Origin of the sequence: Alteraurantiacibacter buctensis (assembly GCF_009827655.1) — a bacterium.
Taxonomy (GTDB): Bacteria; Pseudomonadota; Alphaproteobacteria; order Sphingomonadales; family Sphingomonadaceae; genus Alteraurantiacibacter; species Alteraurantiacibacter buctensis.
This window is the reverse complement of the sequence record NZ_WTYV01000002.1, coordinates 149648-164958: the sequence shown is the minus strand read 5'-3', so window position 1 is coordinate 164958 and position 15311 is coordinate 149648. Positions and strand designations below refer to the sequence as shown.

The window sequence follows — 15311 nt, the reverse complement described above, 5'->3', positions numbered from 1 at the left end:
CATTTCGGCTTCGCAGGCGTGCTGCTGGGTTCCACAATCCGGCGTGCCGACGGCCAGATCGCAAACAGGGCGCAAAACTGCTAAGCCAGCACCACGCCCATCTCTTCCGAGGTACCCGCCGCCTTGCCGGAACCACCCGGCGGGCGGCGCGTTGGCCACCTGGAGGCTTCTTTCTTGACGACACACACCAATGGCGCCGCCCAGGACGAGGAGGAGCTGACCTCGGCCCGCAACGCCCTGCGCGAATCCGATCTTCGGTTCCAGACCCTGGCGGATGCCTTTCCGCACATGGTGTGGTCCACCCTGCCGGACGGATTCCACGACTATTACAACGCCCGCTGGTACGAATTCACCGGCGTGCCCGAAGGCTCGACCGACGGCGAGGGATGGAACGACATGTTCCACCCCGATGACCAGGAGCGCGCCTGGGCCCGCTGGCGGCATTGCCTGGAAACGGGCGATCCCTACGAGATCGAATATCGCCTGCGCCATCGCTCGGGCCGCTACCGCTGGGTTCTGGGCCGGGCCATGCCGATGCGCGCGGGTGACGGGCAGATCATCCGCTGGATGGGGACCTGCACCGATATCCACGAGCAGAAGGAAGTGGCCGAGCAGAACGAGATCCTGAGCCGCGAACTGAGCCACCGGATCAAGAACATCTTCTCGGTGATCGGCGGGCTGATCGGCCTTTCCGCCCGCCGCCAGCCCGAGCACCGCGAATTTGCGGGCGAACTGCAATCGCGCGTTTCCGCCCTTGGCCGCGCGCATGAACTGGTGCGCCCGCATTCCGAGAAGTCGCAGCCGCAGATCAAGACCGAAAGCCTGCGCGCGCTGATCGAGGACGTGTTGTCCCCCTATGTCGCCATGTCCGAAGGGCGCATTCGCATCGTCGGGGATGATGTGCGGATCGACGACCGCGGGGCCACGCCGATTGCCCTGCTGGTCCACGAACTGGCCACCAATGCCATCAAGTACGGCTCGCTCTCGGTCGACGAGGGCACGGTGGACATTGCCATCACCCGCGCCCGTGAGGACTGCGAGCTGACCTGGGTGGAACGCGGTGGGCCGCATATCGAAGGCGTGCCAACCCATGCCGGGTTCGGCACACGCCTGGCGGAAATGAGCGTGGTGCACCAGCTTGGCGGCACGCTGAGCCGCCAGTGGTCGCGCGAGGGGCTGGAAGCGCTGGCCCGCGTGAACATGCGGGCGCTGGCACGCTAAGCCATCGCAGAATGCGCGTCAGCCAAACAGCTTGAGGCTGGCGGGTGGCTGTGCCTCGAAGCCGTGCTTGCGGCTGAGCGCATAGTTCACCGCCTCCAGCAGCGTCTTGTCGTCGGTCGGCTTGGTGATCACGCCGATGGTACCGGCCACACCATCACCGATCTGCGCAGGGTTGGCAGTGATGAAGATCACCGGGACGCCCACGGCGCTCAGCTTCAGGCCGATCTGCGGCCCGGTCAGCCCGTCGCGCAGGTTGAGGTCCACCAGGGCGAGGTCGATCGCGGTTTCGAAAAAGCTCTCCGCCGTCTTCAGATCGGGTGCGATGCCCACGCAGCGGTGGCCGGATTCTTCCAGCGTCGCTTCCATGTCGTAAGCAACCAGTACTTCATCTTCGACGATCAGAATGTCAGCCATTTTACCTTACCAGAATATGCCCCGTTGCTTCCTCAACGGTGCAGGTCATGCAAGCGTTCCCACCAGCGTGCAAGAATCGTTAGTCCGCACCACGATCCGCCCAGGCGATTTCCGCGCGGCGGTCGTGGCGGCCGAAGGTGAATGTGGGTCCTTCACCGGCGGCTACAGCCACGCATAACACATCCGTGGCGATATCGTTCCATTCCTCGGGCGACAGGTCGCTGCCGTCAGCGTGCTGCCAGCGGTGTTCGCCCGGCGGGGCGGCGAAATGGGCCAGGTGGGCGCGGCGCATGGCGGACAGATCGGCCACGAAGTCTTCCAGCGCCACATCCCGGCCCTGCCAGTCGACCCAGCCGATGGCGTTGTCTTGGCAATAGGCATTGTTGTTGCCCTGCTGGGTGCGGCCGAATTCGTCGCCCGCCGTCAGCATGATCGTGCCGGTAGAGGCAAACAGGGTGGCCAGCATGGCGCGCGCGGTGCGGGCGCGCTCGGCCAGCACGCCCGGATCATCAGTGGGGCCTTCCACCCCGCAGTTCCACGAATTGTTGTCGGCATGGCCATCACGGTTGTCCTCGCCGTTGGCCTCGTTGTGCCGCTCCGCATAGGCCAGGGTATCGGCCAAGGTGAAGCCATCGTGCGCCGCCAGGAAGTTGACCGTGCGCGGGCCCGCATCGTGCAGGTCAAAAAAGACGTCTTCCGACCCGGCAAGCCGCGTGGCCAGCACCGAAATGGGCGCATCGCCCTTCCAGAACTTGCGCACGTCATCGCGGAAACGGTCGTTCCATTCCAGCCAGGTGGCCGGGAACTGGCCAAGCTGGTAGCCGCCCGGGCCGATGTCCCACGGCTCGGCAATCAGCACCCGGTCATGCAGCCATTCGTCCTGCGCCATGGCGGCAAAGATCGGCGCCTGCGGATCGAACGCCGGGCTGCGGGCCATGATCGGTGCCAGGTCGAAGCGGAAACCGTCGATCCCGCAGCGGGCCACGAAATGGCGCATGGTGTCCAGCGCCAGCTCCTGGATCCAGTCCTGCCCGAAATCCACCGTGTTGCCGCAGCCGCTATCGTTCAGCAGCACGCCGTCCTCGCTGCGGGCATAGGCCGTATCGTCCAGCCCGCGCAGGCAGATGACGTTGCCGGTGCCATCGCCCTCGCCCGTGTGGTTGAACACCAGGTCCAGCAGCACGCCGATGCCTGCATCGTGCAGCGCCTGCACCGTGCGGCGCAGTTCACGAACGCCGCCGGGGCACAGGCCGGGATCGAGCGCCATCGGGGCAATGGGGTTATAGCCCCAGGCATTGACCAGCCCCAGCGGGCGCAGGTGCGGCTCGTCCATCCAGGCGATTACCGGCATGAACTCCACCGCTGTTACGCCCAGCTTCTGGAGGTGCGCAATCACCGCCGGATGGGCCATGGCGGCCACTGTGCCACGCAGTTCCTCCGGCACATCGGGGTGCTGGATGGTAAAGGCGCGGACGTTCACCTCGTAAACCAGCCCGCCGCGCTCGAACAGCGGCGCAGCCTTGGGATAGCCTTCGTATTCGCGCATGATCACCGCGCGGGGGACCAAGTGGGCGGTGTCCGCGCCGAACTCGGTCAGCGCCTGGTCGGGCGTGAAGCGGCGATCAAGCTGGGTGGCGTGGGGATCGACCAGCAGCTTGGCGGGATCGAACCACAGCCCGGCATCGGGATTCCACTCGCCATCGGCGCGATAGCCATAGCTCTGGCCGGTCAGGTCCTCGTCCAGTTGCACAAGCCAGTGCTGGCCGTCCTCGTCGCGCGTCATCGGCAGGCGCGTCTCGCTGCCATCGTCGGCAAACAGGCACAGCCACAGCGCGTCTGCCCGGGGAGAGCGGACGCGGAAGCGGGTGGTGCCATCTGCCACGATGGCGCCCATTTCTGCGCTCATGTGATCACGTCCGGGGCCGTGCGACCGGTGAGCGCGGCAATGCGCGCAAGGTGTTCGGCGGCCTGCACAAGGTCGTCCAGCATGGTGGCGGTATCTCCATCAAGGTTGCCCCCCGCCGGTTCGAACCGTTCCAGGTACAGGCGGATGGTCGCCCCTTGGGTGCCCGTGCCGGACAGGCGCAGGACAAGGCGCGATCCGCCGCTGAACGCCACGATCAGGCCCTGGTTCCGGCTGGTCGACCCATCGACGGGATCGGCATAGGCGAAGTTCTCCGCCCGTTCGACCACCAGCGGCCCCACCGCCGTGCCGGGAAGGGTGGCGAGTTCCGCCTCCAGCCCGGCCATCACGCCTTGCGCGGCGGCGCTGTCCACGCCCTCGTAATCATGCCGCGCGTAATAGTTGCGCCCGAAGCGCGCCCAGTGTTCGCGGGCAATCTGGTCAACGCTCTTGCCCGTGGCTGCCAGCACGTTGAGCCACAGCAGCACCGCCCACAGCCCGTCCTTCTCGCGCACATGGTCGCTGCCCGTCCCGGCGCTTTCTTCGCCGCAGATGGTCGCCATGCCGGCATCCAGCAGGTTGCCGAAGAACTTCCAGCCGGTGGGCGTCTCGAACGCGGGGATGCCCAGCGCCTCGGCCACCCGGTCTGCCGCAGCGCTGGTGGGCATGGACCGGGCAATGCCCTTCAGCCCGCCGGCATAGGCCGGGGCCAGGTGGGCATTGGCGGCCAGCATGGCCAGGCTGTCGGACGGGGTGATGAAGCGGCCCTTGCCGATGATCAGGTTGCGGTCCCCGTCGCCGTCGCTCGCCGCGCCGAGCGCTGGGGCCATTTCCGGGTCCATCATCAGGTCATAGAGAACCTTGGCGTGGACCAGGTTGGGATCGGGGTGGTGGTGGCCGAAATCCTCCAGCGGCACGCCGTTGCGCACCGTGCCGGGGGCAAAGCCCAGCCGCCGTTCCAGGATCTCGTGGGCATAGGGCCCGGTGACAGCGTGCATGGCATCGAAGGCCATGGAAAGGCCCTGCTCCACCGCACGGCGGATCAAGGGAAAATCGAACAGCTCCTCCATCAGCGCGGCATAGTCGGCCACGCTGTCGATCACTTCCACCGCCAGCCCGCCCACCTGCGTTGGGCCGATGGTATCCAGGTCCACATCGGGCGCATCCACATCCAGCCAGCGGTCGATGGTGGTGGTGCGCTGATAGATCGCCTCGGTCACGCCCTCGGGCGCGGGACCGCCATTGGCCACGTTGTACTTGATGCCGAAATCCTCGTCCGGCCCGCCGGGGTTGTGGCTGGCCGACAGGATCAGTCCGCCGCTGGCCCCATACTTGCGGATCACGTGGCTGGCGGCGGGCGTGGACAGGATGCCGCCCTGACCCACCAGCACCCTGGCATAGCCGTTGGCCGCCGCCATGCGGATCGCCGCCTGGATCACCGTGCGGTTGTGGAACCGCCCGTCACCGCCGATCACCAGCGTGGACCCTGCCGGCCGCTCGGCCACGTCAAACACGCTCTGGATGAAGTTTTCGGCGTAGTTTTCCTGCTGGAACACCCGCACCTTCTTGCGCAGGCCCGAAGTCCCGGGCTTCTGGCCATCGAACGGCATGGTCGCATGGGTGCGGATCAAGCTTTGGCTCCTGTCAGGCTGCGATAGAGGGCGGCATAGGCGCGCGCGCTGGCGGCCCACGAGAAATCGGCGGCCATGCCGTTGGTCTGCAGGCGGCGCCAGGTGTCGGGCTGGCGATAGAGCGCCAGCGTGCGATCGATCGCGGCGCGCAGCGAATGCTCGCTGATGCCATCGAACTGCACCCCCGTTGCCACGCCCGCCGCCAGCGCTGCGGGGTTGGCGTCGATCACCGTATCGGCCAGCCCCCCGGTGCGCGCCACCACGGGCAGGCAACCATAGGCCAGGCCATAGAGCTGGGTGAGGCCGCAGGGTTCGAACCGGCTGGGCACCAGGATGGCATCCGCCCCGCCCTGCAACAGATGCGACAGCGCCTCGTCATAGCCGATGCGCACGCCGATCCGCCCCGAGTGGCGGGTGGCGGCAGCCAGGAAGGACTGCTCGATTGCCGCATCGCCCGATCCCAGCAACGCCAGCCGCCCGCCGTTGCCCACCAGGTGGTCAAGCACGGCAGGCAGCACGTCCATGCCTTTCTGCCAGGTCAGGCGGCTGATCACGGTGAACAGCGGGCCGTCATCCTCGTCGAGGCCGAAGGCCGCTTCCACCGCGCGCTTGTTGGTGGTGCGGCGGTCAAGGCTGGCGGCATCGTAGGGCGTGGCCAGCGCGGCATCGTGCGCCGGATGCCACACCGCCGGATCAATTCCGTTGAGGATGCCGCTGACATCGCCCCCGCGCGCCTGCACCAGCCCCTCCAGCCCCATGCCGAACTCAGCGCTGCGGATTTCGGCCGCATAGGTCGGGCTGACCGTGGTGATTGCACTGGCCGCCTGCATCCCCGCCTTAAGGAAGCCGACCCCGCCATAGCTCTCCACCCCGTCCACGGTGAAAGCCCCGGCGGGCAGGCCAAGCTGGGGGAAAACCTGCGCCGGATACCAGCCCTGGAAGGCCATGTTGTGGATCGTCAGCACGCTCGGCAAGGCCAGCGCCGGATCGGCATAGCTCATATAGGCGGGCACCATTGCCGCCTGCCAGTCATGCGCGTGGACCAGGTCGAACCGGCGACCCTTGGCATAGCCCATGGCAACCTCCGCCGCCGCGAGGGCAAAGGCGGCAAAGCGGTGCCAGTTGTCGGGCCAGTCTACGCCATCGGGCGCCTGGTAGGGGCCGCCGGGCCGGTCGAACAGTGCCGGGCAATCCAGCACCAGCAGCTTGTTCCCGTCGATCTTGCCGGCCAACAGGCGCGCGGGATGGCCCAGCAGGTCATCCCACTTCGCCACAGCGCGCGTGCCCTTGGCCAGCGTGGCCTTCACCGCCGGGTAGCCCGGCAGCATGGTGGTCACCTCCACCCCCTCGCCCGCCAGCGCGGCCGGCAGCGCGCCCGCCACATCGGCCAGCCCGCCGGTCTTCACCAGCGGCACGGCTTCCGAAGCGACGGAGAGGACCTTGATCATCCCAGCTTCGCGATCATCGCCTTGGTGATCAGGCACACGCCCTTTTCGGACCGCCGGAAGCGCTGCGCGTCCAGCACCGGGTCCTCGCCCACAACCAGGCCTTCGGGGATGCGTACACCGGAATCGAGGATCACGTTCTTCAGCCGCGCGCCGCGCCCGATGTTGCAATAGGGCAGTATCACCCCGCGCTCCACGCTGGAGAAGCTGCCCATCTTCACGCCGGTGAACAGCAGGCTGTTGCGCGCCAGCGCACCCGAAACGATGCAATCCTGGCTGATCAGCGAGGAGATCGCCTGCCCGCGCCGCCCGTCCTCGTCATGCACGAACTTGGCGGGGGCCGCCACGATCTGGTCGGTCCAGATCGGCCAGTCGCGATCATACAGGTTCAGCTTGGGGACCACGTCGGTGAGGTCGAGGTTGGCCTCGAAATAGGAATCGAGGGTGCCCACGTCGCGCCAGTATTCGCCGATCTCCTCCGCCGCACGTACGCAGCTTTGCGTGAAGCGGTGGGCCTGGGCCTTCCCGTGCTTGACGATGTAGGGTATGATGTCGCCCCCGAAATCGTGGCTGGAGGCAGGGTCCACCGCATCGCGCCGCAACTGGTCGAACAGGAACTGCGTCTCGAATACGTAGATGCCCATGCTGGCCAGCGCCATGTCCGGCTGGCCGGGAATGCCGGGGGGATCCTTGGGCTTTTCCACGAAGGCGGTGATCGCGTCGGTCTCGTCCACGTGCATTACGCCAAAGCCGGTCGCGTCCGCGCGCGGCACCACCAGGCAGCCCACGGTGACATCGGCTCCGCTGTTGACGTGCTGGCGCAGCATCAGCTCGTAGTCCATCTTGTAGACATGGTCGCCCGCCAGGATCACCATGTACTTGGGCGCATGGCTGGCGATGATGTCGATGTTCTGGAACACGGCATCGGCGGTACCTTCGTACCACTGGTTTTCGCTCACCCGCTGGCTGGCGGGCAGGATGTCGAAGCTTTCGTTGCGTTCCGGGCGCATGAAGTTCCACGCGCGCTGCATGTGGCGGATCAGGCTGTGGGCCTTGTACTGGGTGGCAACGCCGATGCGCCGGATGCCGGAATTGATCGCGTTGGACAGGGCAAAGTCCACGATGCGCGACACGCCGCCGAAATAGACCGCCGGCTTGGCGCGGTTGTCGGTCAGTTCCATCAGCCGGCTGCCGCGCCCGCCCGCCAGAACATAGGCCATCGCATCGCGCGCCAGCGGCTGCGAATACTTGTCACTCATCGGCATCGTGTCCTGCTCCCCAGCTTATCCGTTATATTCCAGGTACAGCGTGGCCAGCGGTGGCAGGGTCACCTTTGCCCCGCCGTGCCCGGCATGCACGCTGCCCATGTTCCCCTGCCCGCTGCCGCCATAGTGCGCGGCGTCGGTGTTCAGGACCTCGCGCCATTCGCCATCCAGCGGCAGGCGCAACCAGTAATCGTGATGCACCTGCGGTGTCATGTTGAATACGATTGCGACCGGCGGCTGGCCGGGGCACTTGCGGGCCCACGCGAAGACCGAGTTGGCGGCATCGTCCACCACCAGCCATTCAAACCCTTCGCCCTCGCAGTCGCGCGCGTGCAGCGCGGGCTTCTCGCGGTACAGGCGGTTCAGGTCACGCACCAGATCGCGCACCCCGGCATGGGCGGAGGCATCCAGCAGCTCCCAGTCGAGGCTGCGCTCCTCGCTCCATTCGCGGCGCTGGGCGAATTCCTGGCCCATGAACAGCAGCTTCTTGCCCGGATAGCCCCACATCATCGCGTAATAGGCGCGCAGGGTGGCGAACTTCTGCCAGTCATCCCCGCTCATCTTGGTGAGCAGCGATCCCTTGCCGTGAACCACCTCGTCATGGCTCAGCGGCAGGACGAAGTTCTCGCTGAAAGCATAGACCAGCCCGAAGGTAATCTCGCCGTGGTGGAACTGCCGGTGGATCGGATCACGCGCCATGTATTGCAGCGTGTCGTGCATGAAGCCCATGTTCCATTTGAAGCCAAAGCCCAGGTTGGAACGGGATCCATCGTCAAACGCGGGCGTGGTGACGCCCGGCCAACTGGTCGATTCCTCGGCCACGGTCAGGAAGCCGGCATGGCTGCCATAGACCGCGCGGTTCATGCCGCGCAGGAACTCGGCCGCCTCCCAGTACTCGCGCCCGCCCTCGGCATTGGGAATCCATTCACCCGCTTCGCGCGAGTAATCGCGGTAGAGCATCGAGGCGACGGCATCCACGCGCAGGCCGTCCACGTGGTAATGCTCGGCCCAGAACAGCGCGTTGTTGATCAGGAAGCTGGCCACCTCGCGCCGGCCGAAGTTGTAGATCGCGGTATTCCAGTCCGGGTGAAAGCCCAGCCGCTGGTCTTCGTGTTCGTACAGGGCCGTGCCGTCGAACCGGGCCAGGCCGTGTTCGTCCACCGGGAAATGCGCCGGCACCCAGTCGATCAGCACGCAAATGCCCGCCCGGTGCGCCCCGTCGATGAAGCGGGCGAACCCGTCCGGCCCGCCAAAGCGCGAACTGGGCGCATATAGTCCGGTGGTCTGGTAGCCCCAGCTCGGGTCATACGGGTGTTCGGACACCGGCATGAACTCGATATGGGTAAAGCCCATGTCTGCCACATAGGGGATGAGCTTTTCGGCCATCGTGTCCCAGCTCAGGAACCAGCCGTTCTCGTCCCGCTGCCAGGAACCGGGGTGGACTTCGTAAATGCTGATCGGCTCGCGCCGGGGATCGACGCTGGCCCAGTGCGCGCGGTGGGCATCGTCCCCCCAGTCCGGCTTGGCAGGGCGCGCGGTGAGCGAGGCGGTGGAGGGGCGCAGTTCGGCGGCGAAGGCGAACGGATCGGCCTTCAGCGGCTGCACCGTGCCATCCGGGCCGGTGATGCAGAACTTGTAGGCGCGGCCCGCGTCGATATCGGGCAGGAAAATCTCCCACACACCGATATCCGCGCGCAGGCGCATCACGTGGCGGCGCCGGTCCCAGTCGTTGAAATCGCCCACCAGGCTGACGATCCGCGCGTTGGGTGCCCACACCGCAAAGTGGCACCCGGCCACGCCCTGGTGCTCGATCAGGTGCGCGCCCAGCTTGTCGAACAGGCGGAAGTGGTTGCCTTCGGCAAACAGCAGGTCGTCCAGCGGGCCAAGAACTGGGCCGAAGCTGTAGGGATCGGTCACCCACCATTCCGCCCCGCCACCCCGGCAGCGGTATTTCACAGGGCCGGGCTTGCCCCTGATGTGCCCCTCGAACACCCCGCGATCATCCACGCGCGCCAGCTTGCCCAGGCTGGCCCTGCGAATCGAGAAGGCGGCCACCTCTTCCGCACCCGGCAGGATGGCGCGGGTGAAGGTGCCGTCCGGCCCGGCATGGGGGCCAAGCAGGGCGAACGGATCGCCGTGCTTTCCTGCCAGCAATGCCTCGATCGCGGCCCTGTCAGGCGTCACAACACTCCCCAGATCTCGCGCGCATATTCGCCGATTGTGCGATCAGACGAGAACCAGCCGACGTTGGCAATGTTTTTGATGGCCGCGGTGCGCCATCCGGCAGGATTTTCCCACCGGCGGTCCACTTCACGCTGGGCATTGGCATAGCTTTCGAAGTCCGCCGCCAGCATGAACCAGTCACTATCGTACAGCCCGCCCATCAGCCCGGCATACCGCTGCGGATCGTCGGGCGAGAACACGCCGCTGGCAATCGCCTGCACCGCCTGGTGCAATTCGCGGTTGCCTTCGATGATCGCACGCGGGTTGTAGCCTGCGGTCCGCGTGGCGGCCACTTCCTCCGCCGTCAGGCCGAAGATCACGATGTTCTCGTCACCCACATGGTCCTTGATCTCGATGTTCGCGCCATCGAGCGTGCCGATGGTCAGCGCGCCGTTGAGGGCAAATTTCATGTTGCCGGTGCCGCTGGCCTCCAGCCCGGCGGTGCTGATCTGTTCGCTGAGGTCCGCCGCCGGAATGATCCGTTCGGCCAGGCTGACGTTGTAGTTGGGCACGAAGACCACCTTCAGCAGCCCGCCGACAGATGGATCGGAATTGACCCGCCGGGCAATGTCGTTGGCCAGTTTGATGATCAGCTTGGCGTTGTGATAGCTCGATGCTGCCTTGCCGCCGAAGATCTTCACGCGCGGCACCCAGTCGCGTTCCGGATGGCTGCGGATCTGGTCGTACAGGGCCACCGTCTCGATCAGGTTGAGCAGTTGCCGCTTGTATTCGTGGATGCGTTTGATCTGCACGTCGAACAGCGCATCCGGGTTCAGGCGCACGCCGGTCAGGTCTTTCAGGTGCGCGGCCAGCGCCACCTTGTTGGCCCGCTTCACCTCGGCAATCCGCTCGCCCAGTACGGGATCATCGGCCATTGCGTTGAGATCGGCCAGCTTCCCGGCATCATCCAGGAAGGCATCGCCGATGGCGTCCTTCAGCGTGGCCACCAGTCCGGGGTTACACTGCTGCAACCAGCGGCGCGGGGTGACGCCGTTGGTCTTGTTGTTGATCCTGTCAGGATAAAGCCGGTGCAGATCGGCAAACACGGTCTGCTTCATCAGATCGGTATGCAGCGCCGCCACACCGTTGACGCTGTGCGAGCCGCTAAACGCCAGGTTGGCCATGCGCACGCGCCGCTCGCCGTTCTCGTCGATCAGGCTGATCGCGGCAATCGCCCCGCCGTCCAGCCCCGCCTTGTGCGCCTCGCGCAGCACGCGGCTGTTGATGGCATAGACGATCTGCATGTGGCGCGGCAGCAGCCGCTCGAACAGCGGCAGCGGCCAGCTTTCCAGCGCCTCGGGCAGCAGGGTGTGGTTGGTGTAACCCAGGGTCCGCTTGGTAACGCCCCAGGCCTCGTCGAACTCCAGCCCGTGAACGTCCACCAGTAGCCGCATCAACTCCGCCACGGCAACGGCGGGGTGGGTATCGTTCAACTGGATCGCCGCATGGTCGGGCAGAGTGCGCACGTCGCCTTCGTATTGCACGTGGCGGCGCACGATGTCCTGGATGCTGGCGCTGGTGAAGAAATATTCCTGCCGCAGGCGCAATTCCTGCCCGGCGGGGCTGGAATCGGCCGGATAGAGCACACGGACCAGCGTATCGGCGCGCACCTCTTCCTTCAGCGCGCCCAAGTGATCGCCGGCGTTGAAGGCATCGAGGCGAATGGGATCCAGCGCCTGTGCGGTCCACAGCCGCAGCGTGTTCACCCGCTTGCCGCGCCAGCCGACCACCGGGGTATCCACGGCAATCGCCTCCACCCGCTCGGCCGGTTGCCATTCCACCCCGTCGCCCGAAGGGCGCACTTCGCCGCCAAAGCCGATCAGGTAGGAGCTTTCGCGCCGCTCGAACTCCCACGGGTTGCCGTGGGCCAGCCAGGTTTCGGGCAGTTCGCGCTGCCAGCCATCGTCAATCGCCTGGCGGAACATGCCGTTCTTGTAGCGGATGCCATAGCCGTAGGCGGGGATATCCAGGCTGGCCAGGCTTTCCATGAAGCACGCTGCCAGCCGCCCCAGCCCGCCGTTGCCCAGCGCGGCGTCGGGCTCCAGCTTTTCCAGCTCGGCCAGGTCAAACCCGTGACTGCGCAGCGCCGCTTCCATCTCGCGCGTCAGCCCCATGTTCGACAGGGCATCGCGCAGCAGGCGGCCGATCAGGAATTCCAGGCTGAGGTAATAAACCCGCTTGCCGCGCGCCTCATACGTGCGCCGTGTGCTTTCCATCCACCGGTCGATCACCTTGTCACGCAGGGCCAGCACGGTGGCGGTGAACCAGTCATGCGGCTTGGCGGCGCGTTCGTCCTTGCCTACCCGGTGGTTGAGGACATCGACGATGTGCTGGTCGATCAGGCGGGCCTGGGGGTCAAGCGGTGCGGGCACTAACGGCATTCTCCATCGGATCCGGGTGCAAGGCCCGGGTTGCACAGTCTGTCGCTCTCCCGCACGAGGGATTACGCCGATCAAAGCCCTTGCTGCAATGCACAATCTGGCGGCACATACGAATTTTCCGGTGATTCATCCGGCAAGGAGGCCATTATCGAACCCCTGCACCATCTTGCCCGTGCCGCCGGCGTCCAGCGCGAATGGCGCAGCGTGGATGGCGCGGACATGGTGGTGGCCGATGACCGGCTGGCCGCCGTCCTGACCGCGCTGGGGCACGCCTGCGCCACGCCCGCACAGATTGCCGCCAGCCTGGCCGTGATTGCGGAACAGGAGAGCGCCCTGCCGCGCATGGTGGTGGGCGAGGTTGGCCTGCCCACGCCGCTGCCGCTGGCCGATGGCCCGGTAGAAGTCAGCGCCGAGGACGGCAACACGGTGACCGCACGGGTAGCGGGCGGCCAGCTTCCGCCGATCGACCAGCCAGGCTATTACGTGCTGCACACCGGGGCCACCACGCTGACCCTGGCCGTGGCCCCTACTGCCTGCCCGCTGCCGGCCGATCTTGGCGCTGCCCGCATGTGGGGGCCGGCCGTGCAGATCCCCTCGCTGCGGGGGCACCGGCCGGGGGCCTACGGCACCTTTGCCGAGCTCGACGCCGCCGTGCAGGCCTTTGCCGCCCGCGGCGCGCAGGCCGTGGCGATCAGCCCGGTGCATGCCCTGTTTGCCGGAACCGGCGAGGACTTCAGCCCCTATTCCCCTTCCAGCCGCCTGTTCCTGAACACCGCGCTGGCCGATCCGGAGCTGGCCGGCCTTTCGCCCCTGCCCGCGCACGAAGGGGCCGATTTCATCGAATGGGGCGAAGCCCTGCCCCATCGGCTGGCCGACCTGCGCACGCTCTATGCCGCGCTTGACCCGGTGGTCCAGGCTACGATCGGCCAGGAAGGTGGATCGCACGGCGAAGCCCTGTCGCTCCACGCGCTGTTCGATGCGCTGGATTGCTATTTCCGCCCGCAGGGGCTGCACGGATGGGAGCAGTGGCCGGAAGCCTTTCACGATCCGCGCGGGGCTGCGGCGGCGCAATTCGCCCGCGATAATCCGCAGGAAGTGGCCTTCCACCGCTTCTGCCAGTGGCTCGCCCGCACCAGCCTGGACGCGGTGCAGCAGCGCGCGCGCGAGGCGGGCATGGCGGTGGGTCTGCTGGCTGACCTGGCCGTGGGCGTGCGCCCCGGCGGCAGCGACACCTGGACCATGCGGGGGGCCATGCTGCACGGCCTCAGCATCGGTGCGCCGCCCGATCCACTGGGTCCGCACGGGCAGAACTGGGGGCTGACTAGCTTCTCCCCGCAGGGCTTGAAGGCGCAGGGCTATGCCCCGTGGATCGCGCTGCTGCGCAACGCGCTGGCCCATGCCGGCGGCATTCGCATCGATCACGCCTTCGGCCTCGCCCGCCTGTGGGTGATCCCGGCGGGCGGCACGGCGGCGGACGGGGCCTACATCACCTATCCCTTCGCCGACCTGCTGCGCCTGGCCGCGCTGGAAGCGCACCGCGCCCGCGCGCTGGTGATCGCCGAGGACCTGGGCACCGCGCCCAAAGGCTTCGTGGATGCGATCACCGCCAGGCGGATGCTGGGAATGCGCGTGCTGTGGTTCGAACGCGCGGCGGATGACGGGTTCATCGGCGCAGGTGACTATCCGGAGTTGTCGGTGGCGATGACCGGCACCCACGATACCCCCACCGTGGCCGGCTGGTGGCGCGGGCGCGACCTGGACTGGGCCGCCGCGCTGGGCCGCCTGCCCGAAGGCACCTCGCGGCAGGAAGCGGAAAGCGTGCGCGACTGGGACCGGGGCCTGCTGTGGGCCTCACTCACCGGGCAGCATCACCGCCCCGCCCCGCAGGACAGCGATCCCGTGGTGGATGCCGCCGTGGCCCACGTGGCCCGCGCGCCATCGGGCCTTGCGATCGTTCCGCTGGAAGACCTGCTGGGGCTGGACGAGCAGCCCAACTTGCCCGGCACCACGGTGGAGCACCCCAACTGGCGGCGGCGCATGGCCGGGCCGACTGAGGCCCTGTTGGCCGATCCCGCTGTCAGCATGCGGATCGATACGCTGGCCCGGCGCTGATCAGGCGGCCTTGGCGTCCATCCGCTTGGCAATCGCCAGCAGAACGGTGATCACCAGCGGCACGAACACCACGGACAGCACCACCTTGGCCAGCGCCTGGCCCGCCAACAGCTCGCCGATCGGGCGCACGCCATAGAAGGCCACGGTGATGAAGATCAGCGTATCGACCACCTGGCTGAGCATCGAGGCAATCGCGCCGCGCACCTGTGCCAACTGGCCCACCACGCCGGCCAGCTTGGAAAACAGCAGCACGTTCAGCCACATGGACACGCCATAAGCGATGATGCCGGCCACCATCAGCCGCCCGCTCTGCCCCAGGATGATGGGGAAGGCTTCCTTGGCCGGTTCGTACATCCCCTCGTCGGTCGGCAGTTGCAGCACGGCCCAGGTCAGGAAAATGGCGGTCACCAGCGGCACGAAGCCGAACCGCACCACGCTGTTGGCCAGTGCGCGGCCATAGAGCTGCGCCACCGTGCTGGAGATCGAAACAAGCAGCAGGAAAGGGAAAATCCCCGCCTCCACCGCCAGCGGCCCCAGCGCCACCTGCTTCGATCCCAGCACCCCGGCGATGCAAGTCATCCCGCCATAGAGCAGGGCCAGCATCAGCAGCGGGCGGGGAATGGCGGGAAGATTCGCAGGCGCGGCCAGGCTGTCGTTCATCGCGCCTTGCTAGGATTGCCCGGCGAAACCGGCAAGCCCGCCGTTGACCTTTACGG

General features: G+C 66.9%; 10 protein-coding genes. 2 read left to right on the top strand and 8 right to left on the bottom strand.

The annotated features are described in order from the left end of the window. Positions 1 to 174: 174 nt before the first annotated feature. Positions 175 to 1221: a sensor histidine kinase gene (locus GRI99_RS05265; RefSeq protein WP_237438157.1), complete on the top strand. Its 1047-nt coding sequence runs from the start codon at positions 175 to 177 to the stop codon at positions 1219 to 1221. A gap of 18 nt (positions 1222 to 1239) precedes the next feature. On the opposite strand, the gene GRI99_RS05260 is transcribed toward GRI99_RS05265, so the two are convergent. The 7 genes from GRI99_RS05260 to GRI99_RS05230 form a co-directional block, all read right to left on the bottom strand. After that, the gene (locus tag GRI99_RS05260; protein ID WP_160771002.1) at positions 1240 to 1635 is read right to left on the bottom strand and encodes a response regulator; all 396 of its coding nucleotides are present in this window, start codon (positions 1633 to 1635) and stop codon (positions 1240 to 1242) included. A gap of 79 nt (positions 1636 to 1714) precedes the next feature. Then, positions 1715 to 3541 (bottom strand): glycogen debranching protein GlgX, encoded by a 1827-nt coding sequence (gene glgX / locus GRI99_RS05255; protein WP_160771001.1) that lies wholly within the window; start codon positions 3539 to 3541, stop codon positions 1715 to 1717. Continuing rightward, positions 3538 to 5148 carry an alpha-D-glucose phosphate-specific phosphoglucomutase gene (locus tag GRI99_RS05250; RefSeq protein WP_237438209.1) on the bottom strand — a complete coding sequence of 537 codons (1611 nt, stop codon included), beginning with the start codon at positions 5146 to 5148 and terminating at the stop codon, positions 3538 to 3540. The genes glgX and GRI99_RS05250 overlap by 4 nt, the downstream gene beginning before the upstream one ends. 17 nt (positions 5149 to 5165) lie before the next feature. Next, on the bottom strand, positions 5166 to 6617 hold the full coding sequence (glgA, locus tag GRI99_RS05245) for a glycogen synthase GlgA (protein ID WP_160770999.1): 1452 nt from the start codon (positions 6615 to 6617) through the stop codon (positions 5166 to 5168). Beyond that, on the bottom strand, positions 6614 to 7873 hold the full coding sequence (glgC, locus tag GRI99_RS05240) for a glucose-1-phosphate adenylyltransferase (protein WP_160770998.1): 1260 nt from the start codon (positions 7871 to 7873) through the stop codon (positions 6614 to 6616). The genes glgA and glgC overlap by 4 nt, the downstream gene beginning before the upstream one ends. A gap of 24 nt (positions 7874 to 7897) precedes the next feature. Then, complete coding sequence (gene glgB, locus GRI99_RS05235) at positions 7898 to 10063, bottom strand: 1,4-alpha-glucan branching protein GlgB (RefSeq protein ID WP_160770997.1); 2166 nt, start codon at positions 10061 to 10063, stop codon at positions 7898 to 7900. After that, a complete protein-coding gene (locus GRI99_RS05230; RefSeq protein WP_337192871.1) occupies positions 10060 to 12474 on the bottom strand; it encodes a glycogen/starch/alpha-glucan phosphorylase in 2415 nt (804 codons plus the stop codon). The genes glgB and GRI99_RS05230 overlap by 4 nt, the downstream gene beginning before the upstream one ends. A 213-nt stretch (positions 12475 to 12687) precedes the next feature. On the opposite strand from GRI99_RS05230, the gene malQ reads away from it, so the two are divergent. Continuing rightward, positions 12688 to 14595 carry a 4-alpha-glucanotransferase gene (gene malQ, locus GRI99_RS05225; protein WP_337192870.1) on the top strand — a complete coding sequence of 636 codons (1908 nt, stop codon included), beginning with the start codon at positions 12688 to 12690 and terminating at the stop codon, positions 14593 to 14595. Here the strand turns inward: malQ and GRI99_RS05220 are convergent, their stop codons facing one another. Beyond that, positions 14596 to 15255, bottom strand: a complete 660-nt coding sequence (locus GRI99_RS05220) for a queuosine precursor transporter (RefSeq protein WP_160770995.1) — start codon at positions 15253 to 15255, stop codon at positions 14596 to 14598. Positions 15256 to 15311: the final 56 nt, after the last annotated feature.